Source organism: Streptomyces avicenniae (assembly GCF_000719135.1).
GTDB lineage: Bacteria > Actinomycetota > Actinomycetes > Streptomycetales > Streptomycetaceae > Streptomyces > Streptomyces avicenniae.
In genome coordinates this window covers 17878-36568 of sequence record NZ_JOEK01000015.1, presented here as the reverse complement: position 1 = coordinate 36568, position 18691 = coordinate 17878, and the positions used below count along the sequence as shown (strand labels likewise).

At 73.5% G+C, this 18691-nt stretch carries 17 protein-coding genes; 5 read left to right on the top strand and 12 right to left on the bottom strand.

Annotated features, from left to right (window positions below):
• Positions 1 to 46: 46 nt before the first annotated feature.
• Positions 47 to 1156 (bottom strand): GlxA family transcriptional regulator, encoded by a 1110-nt coding sequence (locus IF27_RS24310; protein WP_052851906.1) that lies wholly within the window; start codon positions 1154 to 1156, stop codon positions 47 to 49.
• Between the two features lie 800 nt (positions 1157 to 1956).
• On the opposite strand from IF27_RS24310, the gene IF27_RS24305 reads away from it, so the two are divergent.
• The gene (locus tag IF27_RS24305) at positions 1957 to 2478 is read left to right on the top strand and encodes a universal stress protein (RefSeq protein ID WP_052851905.1); all 522 of its coding nucleotides are present in this window, start codon (positions 1957 to 1959) and stop codon (positions 2476 to 2478) included.
• A 495-nt stretch (positions 2479 to 2973) separates the two neighbouring features.
• Here the strand turns inward: IF27_RS24305 and glmS are convergent, their stop codons facing one another.
• From glmS to IF27_RS24290, 3 genes are all read right to left on the bottom strand, one after another.
• Positions 2974 to 4794 carry a glutamine--fructose-6-phosphate transaminase (isomerizing) gene (glmS, locus tag IF27_RS24300; RefSeq protein ID WP_052851904.1) on the bottom strand — a complete coding sequence of 607 codons (1821 nt, stop codon included), beginning with the start codon at positions 4792 to 4794 and terminating at the stop codon, positions 2974 to 2976.
• Positions 4795 to 4834: 40 nt separating this feature from the next.
• Positions 4835 to 5116: a hypothetical protein gene (locus tag IF27_RS24295; RefSeq protein ID WP_052851903.1), complete on the bottom strand. Its 282-nt coding sequence runs from the start codon at positions 5114 to 5116 to the stop codon at positions 4835 to 4837.
• An 81-nt stretch (positions 5117 to 5197) separates the two neighbouring features.
• Positions 5198 to 6025, bottom strand: coding sequence for an oxidoreductase (locus tag IF27_RS24290; protein WP_052851902.1), 828 nt, complete (start codon positions 6023 to 6025; stop codon positions 5198 to 5200).
• A 96-nt stretch (positions 6026 to 6121) separates the two neighbouring features.
• On the opposite strand from IF27_RS24290, the gene IF27_RS24285 reads away from it, so the two are divergent.
• Together IF27_RS24285 and IF27_RS24280 are read left to right on the top strand one after the other, a co-directional pair.
• Positions 6122 to 7024: a LysR family transcriptional regulator gene (locus IF27_RS24285; protein ID WP_052851901.1), complete on the top strand. Its 903-nt coding sequence runs from the start codon at positions 6122 to 6124 to the stop codon at positions 7022 to 7024.
• Positions 7025 to 7031: 7 nt separating this feature from the next.
• Entirely contained in the window at positions 7032 to 7670 is a 639-nt protein-coding gene (locus IF27_RS24280; protein WP_052851900.1) for a hypothetical protein, read from the top strand.
• Positions 7671 to 7719: 49 nt separating this feature from the next.
• Here the strand turns inward: IF27_RS24280 and IF27_RS24275 are convergent, their stop codons facing one another.
• The 7 genes from IF27_RS24275 to IF27_RS24245 all read right to left on the bottom strand — a co-directional run bounded on the left by IF27_RS24275 (position 7720) and on the right by IF27_RS24245 (position 16658).
• On the bottom strand, positions 7720 to 8265 hold the full coding sequence (locus IF27_RS24275; protein WP_190233089.1) for a hypothetical protein: 546 nt from the start codon (positions 8263 to 8265) through the stop codon (positions 7720 to 7722).
• An 8-nt stretch (positions 8266 to 8273) separates the two neighbouring features.
• Positions 8274 to 10379, bottom strand: coding sequence for a DUF6571 family protein (locus tag IF27_RS24270; RefSeq protein ID WP_190233088.1), 2106 nt, complete (start codon positions 10377 to 10379; stop codon positions 8274 to 8276).
• Positions 10380 to 10388: 9 nt separating this feature from the next.
• Positions 10389 to 10727 carry a hypothetical protein gene (locus IF27_RS24265; RefSeq protein WP_052851897.1) on the bottom strand — a complete coding sequence of 113 codons (339 nt, stop codon included), beginning with the start codon at positions 10725 to 10727 and terminating at the stop codon, positions 10389 to 10391.
• A 197-nt stretch (positions 10728 to 10924) separates the two neighbouring features.
• Entirely contained in the window at positions 10925 to 12079 is a 1155-nt protein-coding gene (locus IF27_RS24260) for an acyl-CoA dehydrogenase family protein (protein ID WP_052851896.1), read from the bottom strand.
• A gap of 2 nt (positions 12080 to 12081) precedes the next feature.
• The gene (locus tag IF27_RS24255; protein ID WP_052851895.1) at positions 12082 to 13026 is read right to left on the bottom strand and encodes a hydroxymethylglutaryl-CoA lyase; all 945 of its coding nucleotides are present in this window, start codon (positions 13024 to 13026) and stop codon (positions 12082 to 12084) included.
• A 4-nt stretch (positions 13027 to 13030) separates the two neighbouring features.
• Positions 13031 to 15016, bottom strand: a complete 1986-nt coding sequence (locus IF27_RS24250) for an acetyl/propionyl/methylcrotonyl-CoA carboxylase subunit alpha (RefSeq protein WP_052851894.1) — start codon at positions 15014 to 15016, stop codon at positions 13031 to 13033.
• Between the two features lie 34 nt (positions 15017 to 15050).
• Positions 15051 to 16658 (bottom strand): carboxyl transferase domain-containing protein, encoded by a 1608-nt coding sequence (locus IF27_RS24245; RefSeq protein ID WP_052851893.1) that lies wholly within the window; start codon positions 16656 to 16658, stop codon positions 15051 to 15053.
• A gap of 47 nt (positions 16659 to 16705) precedes the next feature.
• Between IF27_RS24245 and IF27_RS24240 the strand changes: the two genes are divergently transcribed.
• Positions 16706 to 17305 carry an SACE_7040 family transcriptional regulator gene (locus IF27_RS24240; RefSeq protein WP_052851892.1) on the top strand — a complete coding sequence of 200 codons (600 nt, stop codon included), beginning with the start codon at positions 16706 to 16708 and terminating at the stop codon, positions 17303 to 17305.
• Between the two features lie 18 nt (positions 17306 to 17323).
• Here the strand turns inward: IF27_RS24240 and IF27_RS24235 are convergent, their stop codons facing one another.
• Positions 17324 to 17968 carry a TetR/AcrR family transcriptional regulator gene (locus IF27_RS24235; RefSeq protein ID WP_052851891.1) on the bottom strand — a complete coding sequence of 215 codons (645 nt, stop codon included), beginning with the start codon at positions 17966 to 17968 and terminating at the stop codon, positions 17324 to 17326.
• Positions 17969 to 18069: 101 nt separating this feature from the next.
• On the opposite strand from IF27_RS24235, the gene IF27_RS24230 reads away from it, so the two are divergent.
• Entirely contained in the window at positions 18070 to 18678 is a 609-nt protein-coding gene (locus IF27_RS24230; protein ID WP_052851890.1) for a TIGR03086 family metal-binding protein, read from the top strand.
• Positions 18679 to 18691: the final 13 nt, after the last annotated feature.

The window sequence follows — 18691 nt, the reverse complement described above, 5'->3', positions numbered from 1 at the left end:
CGCTGCGCGACGGACCGGTCGCCGGTCCGTCGCGCTGCGCGGTCGTTCAGGCCGGGGGACGGCTGCGCTGGCCAGGCACCCGGGCCGTGAACCCGTCCACGACGGGCTTGGCCCGCCCGCCGGTGTCCTGCTGCCTGGCCCGGTACGCCGCCCGGTAGGCCGCAGGGGAGGCCCCCAGCTGCCGCCTGAAGTGGCCGCGCAGGGCCACCGGCGACCGGAAGCCGCAGCGCCCCGCCACCTCGTCCACCGAGTAGTCGGACACCTCAAGCAGCCGCTGCGCCTGGAGCACGCGCTGCGTGATCAGCCACTGGAGCGGCGCGCTCCCGGTCAGCGACCTGAAGCGGCGGTCGAAGGTCCGCCGGCTCATGTACGCGCGGGCGGCGAGCGTCTCCACGTCGAACTGCTCGTGGAGGTGCTCCAGCGCCCAGGCCACCACCTCGGCCAGCGGGTCGGCCCCGATGTCCTCCGGTAAAGACCGATCGAGGTGCCGGTGCTGCGCGGGCTCCGAGGTGCCGTTGCCCCGGCGGGGCGGCAGCACCAGGCGGCGGGCCAGGGCCGCCGCCGCCTCCGGGCCGTGGTCCTGACGGACGATGTGCAGACACAGGTCGATCCCGGCGGCGGTGCCCGCCGAGGTCAGGATGTCGCCGTCGTCCACGAACAGTTCCCGCGGGTCCACGTGGACGGACGGGTAGCGCTTGGCGAGCGTCGGCGCGTACATCCAGTGCGTGGTCGCGGGGCGGCCGTCCAGGAGCCCGGCGGCCCCCAGGGCGAACGCGCCCGTGCACAGGCCGACGATCCGCGCGCCCTCGCTGTGGGCGCGCCGCAGCGCGGCCAGCGCGGCGGCGGGCGGCGGGCCGGTGATCGACCGCCACGCGGGGACGATCACCGTTCCGGCGCGCGCGACGGCCCCGAGGCCGTACGGCGCGCGCAGTTCCAGCCCGCCGGTGGTGCGCAGCGGCCCCTCCTCACCGGCACAGGCGAGCAGCCGGTAGCGCGGGACCCCGGCGTCCTGGCGGTCGATGCCGAAGACGGACAGCGGAATGGAGCTTTCGAACATTGGACTGCCGCTGAACAGCAGCACCGCGACGACTTCGCGGCGGCGTCGGGCGGCGAGCTTGACGGCTGGCTCGGGGCCGTGCGTTGGGTCCTGGCTCATGCTCCTCAGTTCCCTCGGTCGTCGCATCCTCTCGGTCCTGCACGTTTCCCCCGACGTGATTGCCAAGATCGAATCTACTGTGTCAGGTGAGGTCGGCGGGACAAGTTCATCACTCGGCGCTATATCGACATGACAACGTGGCGCGAAGCATTCGATCTGGAAGCGTTACACGCGCGAGCAGTTGGGGGAAGTACGCCTTCCCCCGTCTCCCCCTGTGCCGGGCCCGCGACGGCCCTGGGCGCCCGGGCGCGGAGCGTCTCCCCGGTATACCCGAGGGGTTGGCGCGGCCGGTGGGCAGGGTGCGGCCGAGCAGGGGAAGTTGGCCGAAAATGGCAGGCATCCGCACGACAGTACCCCCGACACGGCCGCGCGCCGCCCCGTCGTGGCCCGAGGCCGGGGGCGCGCGGCAGGCGCATCGGCGCAGGCAGGGGGGACATGTCAAGAACAGGGGGCGCCGCCCCCCGGCGCGCGGTCACGCACAGGCAGCGCCCGTATCGCCAGGTGTCCGAAAGGATTGCGTCGCCGGGGCCGGTTGGGGCATGCTGCTCGGTCACGGCGGAGGGTTTGGTTTCAGGGGTTGTACGGAACATCCCTGGGCACCAGGTAACCGACGCCGTACCCTGGGAGTGGAACCGGTGGAAGTGAGACGTATGTACCGGATTCTCGAAGTTTCAACGTTCTCGACGTTCTCGAGGTTCTCGACGTTCTCGAGGTTCTCGTCATCCGTCTCCTCCCTCCGCGTCCCACGCCCTTCGTCGGCACCCACGAGGCTTCCTCACTGACTCACCGCTGAGGCACCGATGGCCGGATACGAGTTCCACGAACCAGCGGATCACAGGCGCGTCGCCGATCCGTCGTCCACACCCGAACCGGCGGGAGACACGTGCACGCCACGAGATCCCGCCTTCCAGCACGGTGTGGTCGTGGGTTTCGACGGATCCACGTCCAGTGAACGCGCCCTCGCCTACGCCGTCGGCATGGCCAGGCGCTCCCACTGCGGGCTGATCATCGTCCATGTGGCCAACCGGCTGCCGACGACCGTCTGGGCGGGCTGCGAGCCGCCGGCGCTGGTGGACGTCCCCGACCACAGGACCGAGCTGCTCGGCCTCGAACTGGCCTGCGCCGAGCACCTGTCGGACGTGCCCTGGGTGCTGCTGGAGCGCGGCGGCGACATCTGCCACGAGCTGGAGGAGGTCGGCCGCGAGTTCGTCGCCGACGCCATCGTCGTCGGCACGACCCACGGCCTGCTGGGACGCCTCTTCGGCTCCGTGTCCGGCAGGCTGGCCCGCCGCGCGCGCCGCCCGGTGATCGTCATCCCGTAACGCCCGCGGGCCCCGTACGCACCGGCCGCCGCCGCGGCCCTCCCCCGCCACGCCCGTGACGGCCACAGGAGCGCCCGGAATCCCCCGGCGCTCCCCGGAATCCCACGGAAGTCCCCAGCGTCTCCACGCCCCCGCCGAAGTCCGGGACGGCACGTCCTGGCGTCCGCGCGGGGCTCCGGCCTGCGTGTTCACCGGAACGGGAGGCGCTGTGCGGCCCGCGCACGGAGCATTCACCAAATTTTCCGGCCGCTGCGGGTGGATTGTGCGTTTGTGATGGGCATAACAGGGTCACCGGCTCGACAGAACCGGTCCCGGTACCGCTTTGGGCCGCCGGTCGGGAGGTGACGGACCCGGCCGCGGCTTATCCCAGCCGGCGTAATGGGCGACGCCGGCGCACATGGCGGCCCCCGGGGGTGCGTATGGTGGCACGCACTCCCCGGGGGCCGCCGCCGTGTGCGGGGGACGCTCAGCGCCCCGCCCCGCGCCCCACCGGCCTCACTCGACCGTGACGGACTTCGCGAGGTTGCGCGGCTTGTCGATGTCCCGGCCCAGCGCGAGCGCCGTGTGGTAGGCCAGCAGTTGGAGCGGGATGCCCATCAGGATCGGGTCCAGCTCCGGCTCGTTGCAGGGCACGACGAGCGTCTCGTCCGCCTTCGCCTGCTCCTCGTGCGCCACGGCGACGATCCGGCCGCTGCGGGCCTTGATCTCCTCAAGCGTCGCGCGGTTCTTGTCCACCAGCTCGTCGTTCGGGATGATCGCCACCGTCGGCACGGCGGGCTCGATCAGCGCCAGCGGCCCGTGCTTCAGCTCGGAGGCCGGATACGCCTCCGCGTGGATGTAGGAGACCTCCTTGAGCTTCAGGGACGCCTCCTTGGCCACGGGGAAGCCGCGCACCCGCCCGACGAACAGCATGCTCTTCGCCTCGGCCAGCTCGGCGGCCAGCTTCGCGATGCGCTCCTCCTCGCGCAGGATCGCCGAGATCTGCTCGGGGAGCTTCCGCAGGCCCTCGATGATGCGGCGGCCGTCCGCGACCGACAGGTCCCTGATGCGGCCCAGGTGCAGGGCGAGGAGGGCGAACGCCACCGCCGTGTTGGTGAAGCACTTCGTGGACACGACGCACACCTCGGGGCCCGCGTGCACGTACACCCCGCCGTCCGTCTCGCGGGCGATGGCGCTGCCGACGACGTTCACCACGCCCAGCACCATCGCGCCCTTGCGCTTCAGCTCCTGCACGGCGGCGAGGGTGTCGTACGTCTCGCCCGACTGGCTGGTGGCGATGTACAGCGTGTCGGGGTCCACGACGGCGTTCCGGTAGCGGAACTCGCTCGCGGGCTCGGCGTCCGCCGGGATACGGGCCAGCTCCTCGATCAGCTGCGCGCCGATGAGGCCCGCGTGGTACGCCGAGCCGCAGCCGAGGATCTTCACCCGCCGGACGGCGCGCGCCGCCCTCGGGTCGAGGTTCAGGCCGCCGAGCCGCACGGTCGCGAACCGGTCGTCGATCCTGCCGCGCAGCACCCGGTCCACGGCCTCGGGCTGCTCGGCGATCTCCTTGTGCATGTACGTGTCGTGGCCGCCCATGTCCCAGCTCTCGGCGGCCCACTCCACGGTGGTCGGCGAGGTGGCGGTGCGGCTGCCGTCCGTGGTGTACGTGCGGTAGTCGTCGGCCTTCAGGGTGGCCATCTCGCCGTCGTCCAGCGTGATGACCTGCCGCGTGTGGCTGACGAGGGCGGCGACGTCCGAGGCGACGAACATCTCCTTCTCGCCGATGCCGAGGACGACGGGCGAGCCGTTGCGCGCCACGACGATGCGGTCGGGGAACGCGGCGTGCAGGACGGCGATGCCGTACGTGCCCTCGATGTGCCGCAGCGCCTCGCGGACCTTGCCCTCCAGCGTGTCCGCCTGGGCGCGGGCGACGAGGTGGGCGAGGACCTCGGTGTCGGTGTCCGACGCCAGCTCGACGCCGTCGGCGGCCAGCTTGGCGCGCAGCTCGGCCGAGTTGTCGATGATGCCGTTGTGGACGACGGCGATCTCGCCCAGCGCGTCGAGGTGGGGGTGGGCGTTGGTGTCGTTGGGCGCGCCGTGCGTGGCCCAGCGGGTGTGGGCGATGCCGGTCGTCCCGGCGAAGCGTGCGGGGACCTTCGCCTCCAGGTCGCGGACGCGCCCGGCGTTCTTCACGACCTTGAGCCCGCCGCCCCGGCCGCTGTTCTGGATCGCGATACCGGCCGAGTCGTAGCCCCGGTACTCCAGCCGTTGCAGTCCCTCCAGCAGGAGGGGCGCGACGTCCCGCCTGCCGATGTACCCGACGATTCCACACATGGGCGTTCCTCCCACGGCCCGCAGGCCGGATGTTCCGTTCCTATCCGTACACGATGCGCCGCAGCTGCCGCAGGGACAGGTCAGGCGGCGCCACGGCGCGGCGCGGCAGCTCGTCCGTGATGCGCCCGAAGATGGCGTCGTTGGTCAGCCCGCCCGCCTGCAGCTCGCGGTGGCGCCTGCGGACGAACTCCTCCGGCGTCTCGTCGAAGTACGCCAGGACGTCGAGAACCACCCGGGCAGCCTCACCGCGGGAGAGCGGCGTGCTGCGCACCAGGTGGTCCACGAGGTCCTCGTGCGGTGGTGGCGTACGGCGTTCTGGCACCTCTCGATACTGGGGAGGACGGCTCTCTTTCGCAACATTCCTGCCCGATATCGGGCAGGAACGTGTCGTGGGGGCGGTGGATCAGTCGTCGAAGGCCGTGGACAGGGCGGTGGCCTCCCAGGCGGTCAGCTCCTCGCGCACCGCGTCGAGGTGGCTGGTGATGGCGTCCACGGCGTCGGCGCCCAGCGGGAGGCGCAGCGGCGTCCTCGGCGCGTCGAGCGCCGTGAGGATCGCGGCGGCGGCCTTGGCGGGATCGCCCGGCTGGGTGCCGTCGCCCGACTCGACCATCCGGCGGATCGGGCCCACGGTGTCCTCGTACGCGGGCAGCGGCGCGCTGGCGCTGCCGTTGCCGAACAGGCCGGTGCGGAACGCCCCTGGCTCCACGACGAGCACCTTCACGCCGAGCGGCGCGACCTCGTCGGCCAGGCCCTCCGACAGCCCTTCCAGGGCGAACTTCGTGGCGCCGTAGGCGGAGAAGCCCGCGAAGGTCGTCTGGCCGCCGAAGCTGCTGATCTGGACGATGGCGCCCGAGCCGCGTTCCCGCATCGACGGCAGGACGGCCCTGGTCAGCTCGGCGGGGCCGAAGAGATGGATCTCGAAGAGGTCCCGCAGCTCCTTCTCGGTGGTCTCCTCGAAGGCGCCGACGTGGGTGCGTCCCGCGTTGTTGACGAGGACGTCGATGCGGCCGTGCCGTTTCAGGACGTCGGCGACCGTGGCCCTGATGCCCTGCCCGTCGGTGACGTCGAGCGTCATGGCCTCCACCTGGTCGGGGTGCGCCGCCACCAGGTCGGTGAGCGTGGCGACCCGCCGCGCGGTGGCGACCACGACGTCCCCCGCGGCGACGGCCGCCTCGGCGATCGCGCGGCCGAACCCGCTGTTGGCGCCCGTGACGAACCAGACCCTGCTCATGTGTCCCTCCCTGCGCCCGGGGCCTCTCCCCGGGCATCCCCACCCTCGCGCCGTCCCCCCTTGCGCGTCCAAGATCTGCGGTGATAGCCATGGGTTATGGACGTGCACGCGCGGGACCTGCGGTATTTCGTGGCGGTGGCGGAGGAGCTGCACTTCACCCGGGCGGCGGAACGTCTCTACGTCTCGCAGCCCGCGCTCAGCAAGCAGATCCGGGCGCTGGAGCGGCAGCTCGGCGCGCCGCTCCTCGTGCGCGGGCGGGGGCCCGTGCGGCTGACGCCGGTGGGCGCCGCGCTGCTGCCGCACGCGCGGCGGGTCCTGGCGGCCGGGGAGGCCGCGTGGTCGGCGGTGGAGACGGCGAAGGCGGAGCAGCGGGCGACGCTGGTGATCGGCATGTCCACCAGCCCCGGCAGGTCGGGGCTGCTGCCCGCCGTCAGGTCGCGGTTCACGGCCGGGTTCCCCGAGGCGGAGCTGCGGCTGCGGCAGGTCGGCTGGGAGGACCCGACGGCGGGGCTCGCGGACGGGTCGAGCGACCTCGCGTTCGTCTGGCTGCCCCTGCCGGATCCGGCCAGGTACGCGTCGCTCGTGGTGGCCGAGGAGCAGCGCCTCGTGGCGCTTCCCGCGGACCATCCGCTGGCCGCCAGGGAGCGCGTGGTCATGGCGGACCTGCTGGACGAGCCGTTCCTCGCGCTGCCGGAGAAGGCCGCCGAGCTGCGCGCCCACTGGCTCGCGACGGCGGAGCGGGGCGGGCGGCCCGCGCGGATAGGCGCGGTCGTCTCCGGGCCTGACGAGACGTACGAGGCGCTGGTGGACGGCCGGGGCGTCGTCCTGCTGGCCGAGGGGAACGCGCCGCTGCTGACGCGTGGCGGCGTCGTCACGCGGCCCGTGGACGGCCTGACGCCGGGCCGCCTGGCGCTCGCCTGGCGGGCGGACGACGCCAGGCCGCTCGTGCGCGGGTATGTGCGGGCCTGCCGCCGGGTGATCGGGTCGCGTGGCGCATGATGGGCGCATGAGACGCACAGGGGGAGGGATCGCCGCCGTACCGCTGCTGGCCGTGCTGGGGCTCGGGCTCGCGGGCTGCGGCGAGGAGGACGGGGCGTCGGGCGGCGGCGGGGGCGCGGTGGACGCGGACCTGGTGGCGCGGGCGGAGGCCCTGGAGACGTCGGTGGACATGGTCTGGGTGACCGAGACGCCGGGCTTCACCCTGGCCGTCCAGTCGGCGGGGCCGCTCAACGAGAGCGGTTTCCAGAGCAGTTACGTCGGCGAGGGCGGCGCGGTGTTCCGCCTGACGGTCGATCACGCGCCGGAGGGCGCCGCCGACGACCTGTGCGCCGTGCTGACCGGCGGCGGGAACGCGTTCTGTGCGACGGACGGGGAGACGTGGACCGTCTCGCCGAGCGACGGCGCGGGCGAGCAGCGTGCGCGCCTGGCGGACGGCCACCTCGTCACGGTGATCGGGGACGCGTCGGTGCCCCCGGAGGTCCTGGACGAGGCGCTCGCGGCGGCGCACCCGGCCGACGCGGACGAGCTGGACGCGGCGCTGCCAGAACTCACCGACCCGCCGCCCCCCGTCGAACGCGGCGACCTCCCCGACGTCGGCGACGGCGCGCCGGTCGATCCCGTGGCCCCGGAGAACACCAGCGGCTGAGGCGCCCCGCCGCGGCTCAGGCCACGCACAGCTCGCGCGCCGTGGTCCGTCAGACCTCGCAGCCCTTGCTCTCCTTCAGCCCGGCGATGAAATCCCCCGCGAACTCGCGCATCGACTCAGCACGTTCGGTGTCGTCGTCGATCGGTGCGTGGAAGACCTCGATACGCAAACCGATGTGCGTGCCACGGTCGCCTTCCCGCTCGGCGAAGCAGGGCACATAGGTCAGGATGCCGTCCGGCCACAGAGCGGCGTCGAAACCGTCCATCTCGACACGACGGGTCTCCTCACGCCCGTAGTTGACCCCGTACTCCATCGGGTCCGTGTAATCCGGGAAGAGGTAGATGGTCATGCGCAGGGACTCTCGGCCGTCGATCGAGATCGAGCAGTGCTCAGGACCGCCGTCGTCATCAGCGGCATCGACCACGTCGTTGTATTCCTCACCCGGGGGAAGCAGCGGCTCCAGCGCGTCCGGTGTCGCCGACGCATCGCACACCTGGTCGGGAACGGTGTAGCTGCTGCTCGCGCCATCAGCGCATCCCGACAGGAGAAGGAGCGCAGCGACTCCGGTCACCGGCAGGCGCAGGGAATTTCGCACAGTACCTCTCATCGGCCGTCCGGCTCCCCTGCGGCGAGGCTGCCGGACATGTCGGCTGACTGGTTGATCTCCTCGAACAGTCCGTCTGCAAGTGAGAAACCCGTGGTGCTCTCGGCAAAGCCGGTGTTCGCCACGTACCAGGCTCTTCCGAGAGCTTCCAACTGGTCCTGCCGCAGCGCGCTGACCCGATGAGTCTCCAGGGTCCAGTCGCCCTCGATGCGGTCGATCTCGCCCTGGAGCCAGTTCGCCGAGACCAGGCCCCCTGTCTCGGCGAGGGCCGGGCCCGCATAGGGGACGTAGCGGAGCGCCGCGCCGAGAACCACGCTCTCCAGACGCGCCACGGTCACGGAGTCCGCTGTCTCCTGGCGGGCTTCGACGGTCAGGGCCGCGTTCCTGGCCTCTTCGAGGAAGCCGACCGTGCGGCCCGCGCGGTGGAGAGTGTCCTCCGGGTTCAGTCCCTGACCGTCGTACGTGCGGGGGTCCTGGAAGGACTCGACGAGCGCGTAGTTCATCCCCTCGTTGAGCGTCAGGTACGCGTCGGGGTCACGCGAGAGCTGGGTGACGACATCGAACAGTTGACGCGAGTCCAGCGGAGCCGAGTCGTCGAGATCCGTCGCCGTCTCGTGGGTGACCTCGCCCTGGCCGACCAGGATCTGGGCCATCGGTTGCCGCAGGTCCTCCGGGAAGTCGTTGCCCTGTCCGGCGAGGATGCCCACCGCACGGTCGAGCACCCGCACCTGCTCCGGGCCGCGTTCGGCCGGATCGGCGGCCGGGTCGGTCGGGCTCATGCCCGTGGTCGCCGCCGTCAAGGCGTCGCCGAGCGCCGCGTAGGAGGCCAGGCCGCCGCCCTCGGCCAGTTCCTCGGTGACCTGGCCGTGCTGCCGCTCGTCCAGCAGGTAGTGGAGATTGTCCTCGGGCTCCGTGGCGCCGAGGAAGGTGTTCGCCGCGGCAGGGTCGCCGCTGAGCGCGTGCAGGAAGCCGGTCATCGGGTCGAGCCGGAACGCGTCACCCACCAGTTCGCGATACGCCGCCGGGTCGGCTGCCTGCTCCCAGAAGGGCGCGCCGCCCACCGTCTGGCCCCGGTCGGCCGCCAGCAAGGCGTCACCGTACGAGGTCAGGAAGTCGCCGTCGTACGTGCCGTTGTTCAGGAGGTCGCTCATCAGCTGGAACCCGTAGGGACGCACGGTCGTCTCCGGCCCGAAGCGTTGCATCCCCAGCGCGACGACGTCCTGCTCCCAGGCGGCCATGTCCGGGTCGTCGCTGCGCGTGGCCTCGCCGAGGACGTGGCCGAAGTTCTCCCGGAGGCGGACGACGTCGGCCGTGTAGGTGTCGGTCGGATCGTCGGAACCGGTGTGGTTGAGCGTCCGGGCCCAGAAGTCCAGCGTTCCCGATGCGCCGAGACCGGTGGCAAGGGCGGCGGCGAAGTGCTCGTTGCCCCGGTTGGCCTCCAGCAGCTCGTTCAACCGCTCCGTGCCCTCGATGTCGTCGAAGGCGTCGGAACCGATGAGCGCGATCGCCTCCCGCGCGTCCGCCTCGCCCTGCGTCTGCTCGGCGTTCTCCAGCCCGAGGAGACCGGGCGGGGCGAAGAAGTCGCGGTCCTCGCCGACGATGTCGCGCAACGCGCGGGCCACCGTCGCGTCGCACTCGGCCGACTCGGCGAGCACGGCCTCGATCTCCGCCGTCAGCGACTGGATCGCAGCCTGACTGTCGGCCGCGGCCGTGTCGCCGGGACGCTCGGACGTGTCCGGGGCGGCCTCCCGCGCGGTCACCCGGCCGTCGGGGCCGACATGTAACCCGCGGCCCCCCGCGTCGTCCACGATCTCCGTCAGCCGCCGCACAAGCGCCTCTTGCGTGTCGCGGAAGTCGCGGATCATCGCGTGGACGGCGCGCGCCTGTCGATGCGCGTAGCGGAACTGGGTGGTGGTCGTGAAGACGAACTGCCGGGAGACCGCGGCGTTCTGGCCTTCCCAGGAGCCTTCGGCCGCCTTGGCGCGCATGCCGTCCCTGGCTTCATCCGCCAGCTCGTCGAGGTCACGCGCGGTCCGTTGCCAGTCCTCGACGGCAGTGCTCAGCACCGTGGGGCGAAAGTTCCACAATTGCTCGAATGTCGGCATGTCAGCCCCTCACAGCGCCGAGATACCGAGGTTGAGCGGCAAAGCCTGCTGCGGCAGGGCGGCGGCATCGGCGGCCAGTCCGGCCTCGATGTCGGCTTCCAGACCGGCGTGGGCCGTGACCGTGGCCCCCAGATGCTCGGCGATGTGGTCGCAGTCCGCCGCGAGGTGCAGGGACTGCTGAGTGAAGCGCCACATCGCATGGTGGAGCGCGTCGCCGCTGTCGAAACCGGCCGACCGCAGTTCCGGCACGGCACCGTACGTGCTGCCCGCCGCCTGGCCGCCCTGGAGGGCTATGCGCCCCAACGAGGCCGCGTCCGTCCTGATGGACCCCAGATGAGCCGAGTCCACGGCCAAGTCCAGCGAAGAGGGTGACGACTGTGGTTCCGGGTTCGACATGACGTCCCTGGGGTGACGGCAGAAGGGCCAAGGCGTCACTGACTGTATTTCATCGTCAACTGCCGTGCAATCGCGACCCGTTGTGTCCGCAAACCACTCTCGACGGGACACACCCCTGCTCCGTGGCCCCGGAGGCGCCCCGCCGCGGCTCAGGCCACGCTCAGCTCGCGCGCGATGAGCATCCGCTGCACCTCGCTCGTGCCCTCGCCGATCTCCAGGATCTTCGCGTCCCGCCACATCCGCGCCACCGGGTACTCGTTCATGAAGCCGTACCCGCCGTGGATCTGCGTGGCCTCGCGGGCGTTGACGACCGCGACGTCGGAGGAGTGCAGCTTGGCGATGGCGGCGGCCTTCTTGAACGGCTCCCCCGCCAGCAGCCGCGACGCCGCGTCGCGCCAGGCCGTGCGGGCGGTGTGGGCGCGCGTCTCCATGTCGGCCAGCTTGAACTGGATCGCCTGGTTCGCGCCGATCGGGCGGCCGAACGCCTCGCGCTGGGCCGCGTAGCGCACCGACTCGTCCACGCAGCCCTGCGCCAGGCCGGTCGCGAGCGCGGAGATGGCGATGCGGCCCTCGTCCAGGATGCGGAGGAACTGCGCGTAGCCGCGCCCCGGTTCGCCGAGCAGGTTGGCGGCGGGGACGCGGACGTCGGCGAGGGACAGCTCGTGCGTGTCCGAGGCGTTCCAGCCGACCTTGGAGTACGGCGGGGCGACGGTGAGCCCGGGGGTGCCTGCCGGGACGATGATGGTGGAGATGCCCCGGCCGCCGTCCGGGAGCGCGGTGACGGCGGTGACGGTGATCAGACCGGTGATGTCGGTGCCCGAGTTGGTGATGAAGCTCTTGGTGCCGTTGATGACCCAGCTGTCGCCGTCCAGGACGGCGGTGGTGCGGGTGCCGCCCGCGTCGGAGCCGCAGTCCGGCTCGGTCAGCCCGAACGCGCCCAGCATCTCGCCGCTGCACAGCCGGGGCAGCCAGGTGGCCTTCTGCTCCTCGGTGCCGAAGCGGTGGATCGGCATGGCGCCGAGCGAGACGCCCGCCTCCAGCGTGATGGCCACCGAGGAGTCCACGCGGGCCAGTTCCTCCAGCGCCAGGCACAGCGCGAGGTAGTCGCCGCCCATGCCGCCGTACGTCTCGGGGAAGGGCAGGCCGAAGAGGCCCATGCGGCCCATCTCGCGCACGATGTCGTAGGGGAACGTGTGGTTCTCGTAGTGCTCGCCGATGCGGGGGGCGACGACGTCGTGCGCGAACGCCTCGACGGTGCGGCGCAGTTCCTCGTGTTCGGGGCTGAGGCGGTGGTCCAGGGGCATCGTCAGGACTCCTCGGTCGCGAGCGCGCGTACGGTGCGTGAGGGGCTGGGACGGCCGAGGTGTCCGGCCATCCACAGGCTGGTGGCGGCCAGGCGGCCGAGGTCAACGCCGGTCTCGACGCCGAGGCCGCGCAGCATCCACAGCAGGTCCTCGGTGGCCAGGTTGCCGGTGGCCGACCTCGCGAACGGGCAGCCGCCGAGCCCGCCGGCGGCGGCGTCCACGGTGGTGACGCCGTGCCGCAGGGCGGTCAGGGTGTTGGCGAGCGCCTGGCCGTAGGTGTCGTGGAAGTGGACGGCGAGGCGGTCGGCGGGGATCCCGGCCGCGTCCAGGGCGGTGAGCAGCGCGCCGACCTGTCCTGGCGTGGCGACGCCGATGGTGTCGCCGAGGCTCAGCTCGGCGCAGCCGAGGTCGAGGAGACGGCGGGCCAGCGCCGTGACCCGCGCCACGGGCACGTCCCCCTCCCACGGGTCGCCGAAGCACATCGACAGGTAGCCGCGCACGGGCACGCCCGCGTCGGCGGCGCGCGCGACGACGGGCGCGAACATGGCCAGCGACGCGTCCACGCCCCGGCCGAGGTTGGCCCGCGCGAACGACTCCGTGACGCTGGCGAAGATCGCGATCTCACGGGCGCCGCGCGCGAGGGCGCGGTCGAGGCCGCGTACGTTCGGCACGAGGACGGGCAGGCGCACGCCGGTGAGGTCGCCGAGCAGCGGGAAGAGCTCGTCGGCGTCGGCGAGTTGGGGCACGCGCCCTGGGTGCACGAAGCTGGTGGCCTCGACGGTGGTGAGCCCGGCGGCGGCGAGGCGGTGGATGAACTCGGCCTTGACCTCGACGGGCACGACGGCGGCCTCGTTCTGGAGGCCGTCGCGCGGCCCGACCTCGTGGATACGCACGCGCGCGGGCAGCCCCGGCTCTGGCACGGGGGACGGGGCGGGCGTGGCGCTCATCGGTTCACTCCTCGGGCGCGGTGACGACGGCGAGCGGCTGGTCCATGGCGACGGTCGCCCCCGCCGTGACGTGCAGCGCGGTGAGGACGCCGTCGTGCGGCGCGGCGACGACGTGTTCCATCTTCATGGCCTCCACGACCAGCAGGCTCTGCCCGGCGCGCAGGGCGTCCCCGACGGCGGCCTTGACGACGGTGACGGTCCCCGGCATCGGTGCGCGCAGGGCGTCGGCGGCGCCCGCGCGGGCCCCGCCCGCCGCCGTGACGGGGTCGTGGTCGCGCACGTGCCAGGTGTCGCCGTCACGCCCGAGCCAGACGCCGTCGGGGCCCTGGGCGTGCCGGAACGTGTGGGTGGCGCCCGCGTGGTGGAGGCGGACGGTGCCTGGCGCGTCGTCACCCGTGGCGGGGAGCAGCCGGGCGGGCCGGGGCGGGGCGTCGCCGACGCGTGCCTCGCCCGGCCTGACCCGTACGGTCACGGGCTCGCCGCCGGTCACGCGCAGCGCGCACGGGGTCCAGGCCGCCTCGCCGCCGAGGCGCCAGCCGGACGGGACGGCGAACGGGTCGGTCCAGCCACCGGGTTCGGGGGCCGGGGCGAGGGCGGCGTGGGCGAGGAGGGCCGCCGCGGCGTACACCTCGTCGGGCACGGCGGCCGGGACGAGCGCGGCCCGTTCGCGGTCCACGAGCCCGGTGTCGAACGTCCCTGCGGCGACGTCGGGATGGGCGAGCAGCCGCCGGAGGAAGCCGGTGTTGGTCTCCAGGCCGAGCACGGTCGTGCCGCCGAGCGCGGCGCGCAGGCGGCGCAGCGCGGTGGGGCGGTCGGGGCCGTGGGCGACGACCTTGGCGAGCATGGGGTCGTAGTCGGTGGTGACCTCGGTGCCCGCCAGCAGCCCGGAGTCCACGCGGACGCCTTCGCCCTCGGGCTCGCGCAGGAGCAGGACGGGGCCGGACGAGGGCAGGAAGTCGAGCCGGGGGTTCTCGGCGTAGATCCGCGCCTCGACGGCGTGGCCCCGCGCGGTGGGGGCGTCGTCCTGCGTGAAGGGCAGCGGCTCCCCCGCGGCGACGCGCAGTTGCCACTCCACGAGGTCGAGCCCGGTCGTCAGCTCGGTGACGGGGTGCTCGACCTGGAGGCGGGTGTTCATCTCCATGAAGTAGTACGTCGCGGGGTCGTCGCCCGGCACGATGAACTCGACGGTGCCCGCGCCCCGGTAGCCGCAGCCGCGCGCGGCCCGTACGGCGGCCTCGCCCATGGCGGCGCGCGTGGCGGCGTCGAGGAGCGGGCTGGGCGCCTCCTCCACGATCTTCTGGTGGCGGCGCTGGAGGGAGCACTCGCGCTCGCCGAGGTGGACGACGCCGCCGTGCGCGTCGGCGAGCACCTGGATCTCGATGTGCCGGGGCCGGTCGATCCACCGCTCGGCGAGCAGCGTGTCGTCGCCGAACGCGGCGCGCGCCTCGCGGCGGGCCGCGGCGATCTCGTCGGCCAGCCGCTCCGGGTCGCGGACCAGGCGCATGCCCTTGCCGCCGCCGCCCGCCGAGGGCTTGAGGAGCAGTGGGAAGCCGGGGTCGCGGGCGGCGTCGGACAGGTCGCCGTCCACCGTGCCGGGCACGACGGGCACGCCGCCCCGGGCCGCGAGGCGTTTGGCGCGGATCTTGTCGCCCATCGCCTCGATGGCATCGGCGGGCGGGCCGACGAACGTCAGCCCTGCGGCCTCGACGGCGCGGGCGAACGCGGCGTTCTCGGCGAGGAAGCCGTAGCCGGGGTGGACGGCCTGGGCGCCGCCGCGTACGGCGGCCTCCAGCAGGCGGTCGGCGGACAGGTAGCTGTCGGCGGCCCGCGCCGGGCCGAGGCGCACCGCCGTGTCGGCCTCGCGGACGTGCCGGGCGTCCGCGTCGGCGTCGGAGTGCACGGCCACGGAGGTGATGCCGAGGCGGCGCAGCGTGCGGATGACGCGGACGGCGATCTCGCCCCGGTTGGCGACGAGCACGGTGTCGAACATCGGTGGTCGTTCCCCTCTCGTCGTCGGACGCGGCTCACATGCGGAAGACGCCGTGGCGCCGCTCGGGCAGGGGCGCGCCCCCGCAGACCGTCAGCGCGAGGCCGAGGACGGTGCGGGTCTCCAGCGGGTCGATGACGCCGTCGTCCCACAGGCGGGCGGTGGCGTACCAGGCGTTGCCGCGTTCCTCGTACTGCGCGCGGATCGGGGCCTTGAACTCCTCTTCCTCCTCGGCGCTCCAGTCGGGCCGCTGCTCGCGGCGGACGGTGGCGAGGACGGAGGCGGCCTGTTCGCCGCCCATGACGGAGATCCGCGCGCCGGGCCACATCCACAGGAAGCGGGGCGAGTACGCCCGGCCGCACATCGAGTAGTTGCCCGCGCCGTAGGAGCCGCCGATGACGACGGTCAGCTTGGGGACGCGGGCGCAGGCCACGGCCGTCACCATCTTGGCGCCGTGCTTGGCGATGCCGCCCGCCTCGTAGGCGCGGCCGACCATGAAGCCCGAGATGTTCTGGAGGAACAGCAGCGGGATGCCGCGCTGGTCGCACAGCTCGACGAAGTGGGCGCCCTTCTGGGCGGATTCGGAGAAGAGGATGCCGTTGTTGGCGACGATGCCGACCGGGTGGCCGTGCAGGTGGGCGAAGCCGGTGACGAGGGTGGTGCCGAACTCGGCCTTGAACTCGGCGAAGCGCGAGCCGTCCACGAGCCGCGCGACGACCTCGCGGACGTCGTACGGGGTGCGCGGGTCGGTGGGGACGACGCCGTAGAGCCCGGCGGGATCGACGGCCGGTTCCTCGACGGGCGCGACGGCCCAGGGCAGCGGGCCGCGTTCCGGCAGGGTCGCGACGATCGCGCGGACGGTGCGCAGCGCGTGTGCGTCGTCCTCGGCGAGGTGGTCGGTGACGCCCGAGACCTTCGCGTGGACCTCGCCGCCGCCCAGTTCCTCGGCCGTGACGACCTCGCCGGTGGCGGCCTTCACCAGCGGCGGGCCGCCGAGGAAGATGGTGCCCTGGCCGCGCACGATGACGGCCTCGTCGCTCATCGCCGGGACGTACGCGCCGCCCGCCGTGCAGGAGCCGAGGACGGCGGCGATCTGCGGGATGCCCTCGGCGGACATGCGGGCCTGGTGGTAGAAGATGCGGCCGAAGTGGTCGCGGTCGGGGAAGACCTCGTCCTGGAGCGGGAGGAAGGCGCCGCCGGAGTCCACCAGGTAGAGGCAGGGCAGCCGGTTGTCGAGGGCGATCTCCTGGGCGCGCAGGTGCTTCTTGACGGTCATCGGGTAGTACGTGCCGCCCTTGACCGTCGCGTCGTTGGCGATGATCACGCACTCCCGGCCGCTGACCCGGCCGATGCCCGCGATGACCCCGGCGGCGGGCGCCTGGCCGTCGTAGAGGCCGTCGGCGGCGAGCGGCGCGATCTCCAGGAACGGGGAGCCGGGGTCGAGCAGCGTGTCCACCCGGTCGCGCGGCAGGAGCTTGCCCCGGGCGAGGTGGCGGGCGCGGGCCCGTTCGCCGCCGCCGAGGCGGGCCGTGGCCAGCTTCTCCCGCAGCCGGGCGGCGAGTCCGCGATGGGCCGCGACATTCGCCGCGTACGTGTCGGACGCCGGGTCGGCCGTACTGCTCAGCACCGGTGCTGCCTGCCGCATGCCGCCAGGTTAACGCTCGCTAACCGGCCTGTCTACAATGGCTGTCCATGACCACCCACGCCGCGGGCCCGCGCCGCCTCCAGATCCTCCGCGAGGCGTCCCGCCTCTTCGCCGAGCGTGGTTTCCACGGCGTCGGCGTGGACGAGATAGGGGCCGCCGTCGGCATCAGCGGGCCCGCGCTCTACCGGCACTTCGCGGGCAAGGACGCGATGCTGACGGAGCTGCTCGTCGGGATCAGCAGCCGCCTGCGGGACGGCGGCGAGCAGCGCGTCAGGGAGGCGGAGGAGGCGGGCCGGTCGGCGGCCGAGGCGCTGGACGCGCTGGTCAGGGGGCACATCGACTTCGCGCTGGACGACCGGGCGCTGATCACGCTGCACGACCGCGAGCTGGACCGGCTGCCCGAGGCGGAGCGCAAGCGCGTGCGGCGGTTGCAGCGGCAGTACGTGGAGCTGTGGGTGGGCGTGGCGCGGCGGGCGTACGGCGGCCTGTCGGAACCGGCGGCGCGGGCCGCGGTGCACGCGGTCTTCGGGCTGCTGAACTCGACGCCGCGCCTGTCGCGGCCGAGCGCGCTGCCGTCCCGGGAGGAGACGGCGGCGCTGCTGCGGCGGATGGCGCACGGGGCGCTGCGGGCGGCGGCCGGGGAGTGACGCCGCGCGGCGGGCGCGTCAGGCGTCGGGGGCGCGCCAGCGGCGGATGAACTCGTCGGGCGCCGGGGGCGGCCCGGGCAGCGTGGCGGGCTCGCGGCTCGCCAGACCGGCGGTGAGCAGGGCGAGGCAGCGGCTGCGCAGTTGCGCGGTGCGCGCGGGGTCGGGCACGCGGACGGCGGCGCAGCTCTCCAGCAGGAGCGCGAGGTCGGACGTCCCGGCGTCGGGGCGCAGCCGCCCGGACGCGTGGGCCCGTGCGACGAGTTCGGCGGCGAGGGCGGCGGCGCGTTCGGCGTCCTGCCGCATCTCGGGGGTGGGGGCGAAGGTGCCCGCGAAGCGGACCGTGAGGGAGTGGACGTCGGCCTCGACGACGCGGGCCAGGAAGCCGGTCAGGCCGCGCCAGCCGTCGGGGTCGGCGAGGGCGGTCTCGGCCTCGGTGACGTAGCGGCGCAGGCCGTCGTGGCACAGGTGGCGCAGCAGGCCCTCCTTGTTGCCGTGGCGGCGGTAGAGGGCGCTGATGCCGACCCCCGCCGCGGCGGCGACGGCGGCGACGGGGGCGTCCGGGTCGGCGAGGAGGACGTCACGGGCGGCGGCGAGGATCGCGATGTCGTTGCGGGCCGCCTGGGCGCGGCGGCCGGAGAGGGGCGCGGCTGGCTGTCGGGACATGGGTCCACCCTACCCACTGGAACGGAATGGTCTGTTCTGTTAAGCTGTTCATCAGAACAGAACAATCCGTTCCGCTACATGCCCGGGGAAGAGAGCGCCACATGGCCGAGACCGCCGCCCGCACCGACCTGACCGCCCTCGTCACCGCCGCCCACACCGCCCTGCGCGACGCGGTCGCCGGGGTACCGGCCGACGGCTGGGACCTCCCCACCCCCTGCGCCGGATGGACCGTCACGCAGGTGCTCCAGCACGCGGCGGGCGACCAGCTCGCCTTCGCCGCCGCTCTCACGGGCGGCCCTGGCCCCGCGGACGACCCGTTCTCCCCCTCGGGTCGCCTCGGCGGCGAGCCCGCCGCCCTGCTGGAGCCCGCGCTCGACGCGGCAGCCGCCGCGTGGGCCGGGGTGCCGGACGACGCGGAGCAGGTGCCGAGCCCGATCCCGCCGCACGCGTTCCCCCGTCACGTCGCGGCCGTGGCGTGCGCGCTGGACGCGGCCGTCCACGCGTGGGACATCGCCGTCGCCACCGGGCGACCGGGCCCGCTGACGTCCGAGACGGCCGCGCCGCTGCTCGGGGCGGCCGGTGCGTTCATCGAACCGCTGCGGGGGTACGGCGCCTACGCACCCGCCCTGCCGCCGGAGCGCGGCGAGGACGCCGTGGCCGCGCTGCTGCGCTACCTCGGCCGGGACCCGCGCTGGACGCCCGGCGCGTGAGCGGACGGCCGTG

What these genes read in the sequence shown, in the direction of transcription:
- IF27_RS24310 (WP_052851906.1), bottom strand. Translation starts at nt 1,156, where the DNA reads ATGAGCCAGGACCCAACGCACGGCCCCGAGCCAGCCGTCAAGCTCGCC.
- IF27_RS24305 (WP_052851905.1), top strand. Translation starts at nt 1,957, where the DNA reads ATGGCCGGATACGAGTTCCACGAACCAGCGGATCACAGGCGCGTCGCC.
- glmS (WP_052851904.1), bottom strand. Translation starts at nt 4,794, where the DNA reads ATGTGTGGAATCGTCGGGTACATCGGCAGGCGGGACGTCGCGCCCCTC.
- IF27_RS24290 (WP_052851902.1), bottom strand. Translation starts at nt 6,025, where the DNA reads ATGAGCAGGGTCTGGTTCGTCACGGGCGCCAACAGCGGGTTCGGCCGC.
- IF27_RS24285 (WP_052851901.1), top strand. Translation starts at nt 6,122, where the DNA reads ATGGACGTGCACGCGCGGGACCTGCGGTATTTCGTGGCGGTGGCGGAG.
- IF27_RS24280 (WP_052851900.1), top strand. Translation starts at nt 7,032, where the DNA reads ATGAGACGCACAGGGGGAGGGATCGCCGCCGTACCGCTGCTGGCCGTG.
- IF27_RS24270 (WP_190233088.1), bottom strand. Translation starts at nt 10,379, where the DNA reads ATGCCGACATTCGAGCAATTGTGGAACTTTCGCCCCACGGTGCTGAGC.
- IF27_RS24260 (WP_052851896.1), bottom strand. Translation starts at nt 12,079, where the DNA reads ATGCCCCTGGACCACCGCCTCAGCCCCGAACACGAGGAACTGCGCCGC.
- IF27_RS24255 (WP_052851895.1), bottom strand. Translation starts at nt 13,026, where the DNA reads ATGAGCGCCACGCCCGCCCCGTCCCCCGTGCCAGAGCCGGGGCTGCCC.
- IF27_RS24250 (WP_052851894.1), bottom strand. Translation starts at nt 15,016, where the DNA reads ATGTTCGACACCGTGCTCGTCGCCAACCGGGGCGAGATCGCCGTCCGC.
- IF27_RS24245 (WP_052851893.1), bottom strand. Translation starts at nt 16,658, where the DNA reads ATGCGGCAGGCAGCACCGGTGCTGAGCAGTACGGCCGACCCGGCGTCC.
- IF27_RS24240 (WP_052851892.1), top strand. Translation starts at nt 16,706, where the DNA reads ATGACCACCCACGCCGCGGGCCCGCGCCGCCTCCAGATCCTCCGCGAG.
- IF27_RS24235 (WP_052851891.1), bottom strand. Translation starts at nt 17,968, where the DNA reads ATGTCCCGACAGCCAGCCGCGCCCCTCTCCGGCCGCCGCGCCCAGGCG.
- IF27_RS24230 (WP_052851890.1), top strand. Translation starts at nt 18,070, where the DNA reads ATGGCCGAGACCGCCGCCCGCACCGACCTGACCGCCCTCGTCACCGCC.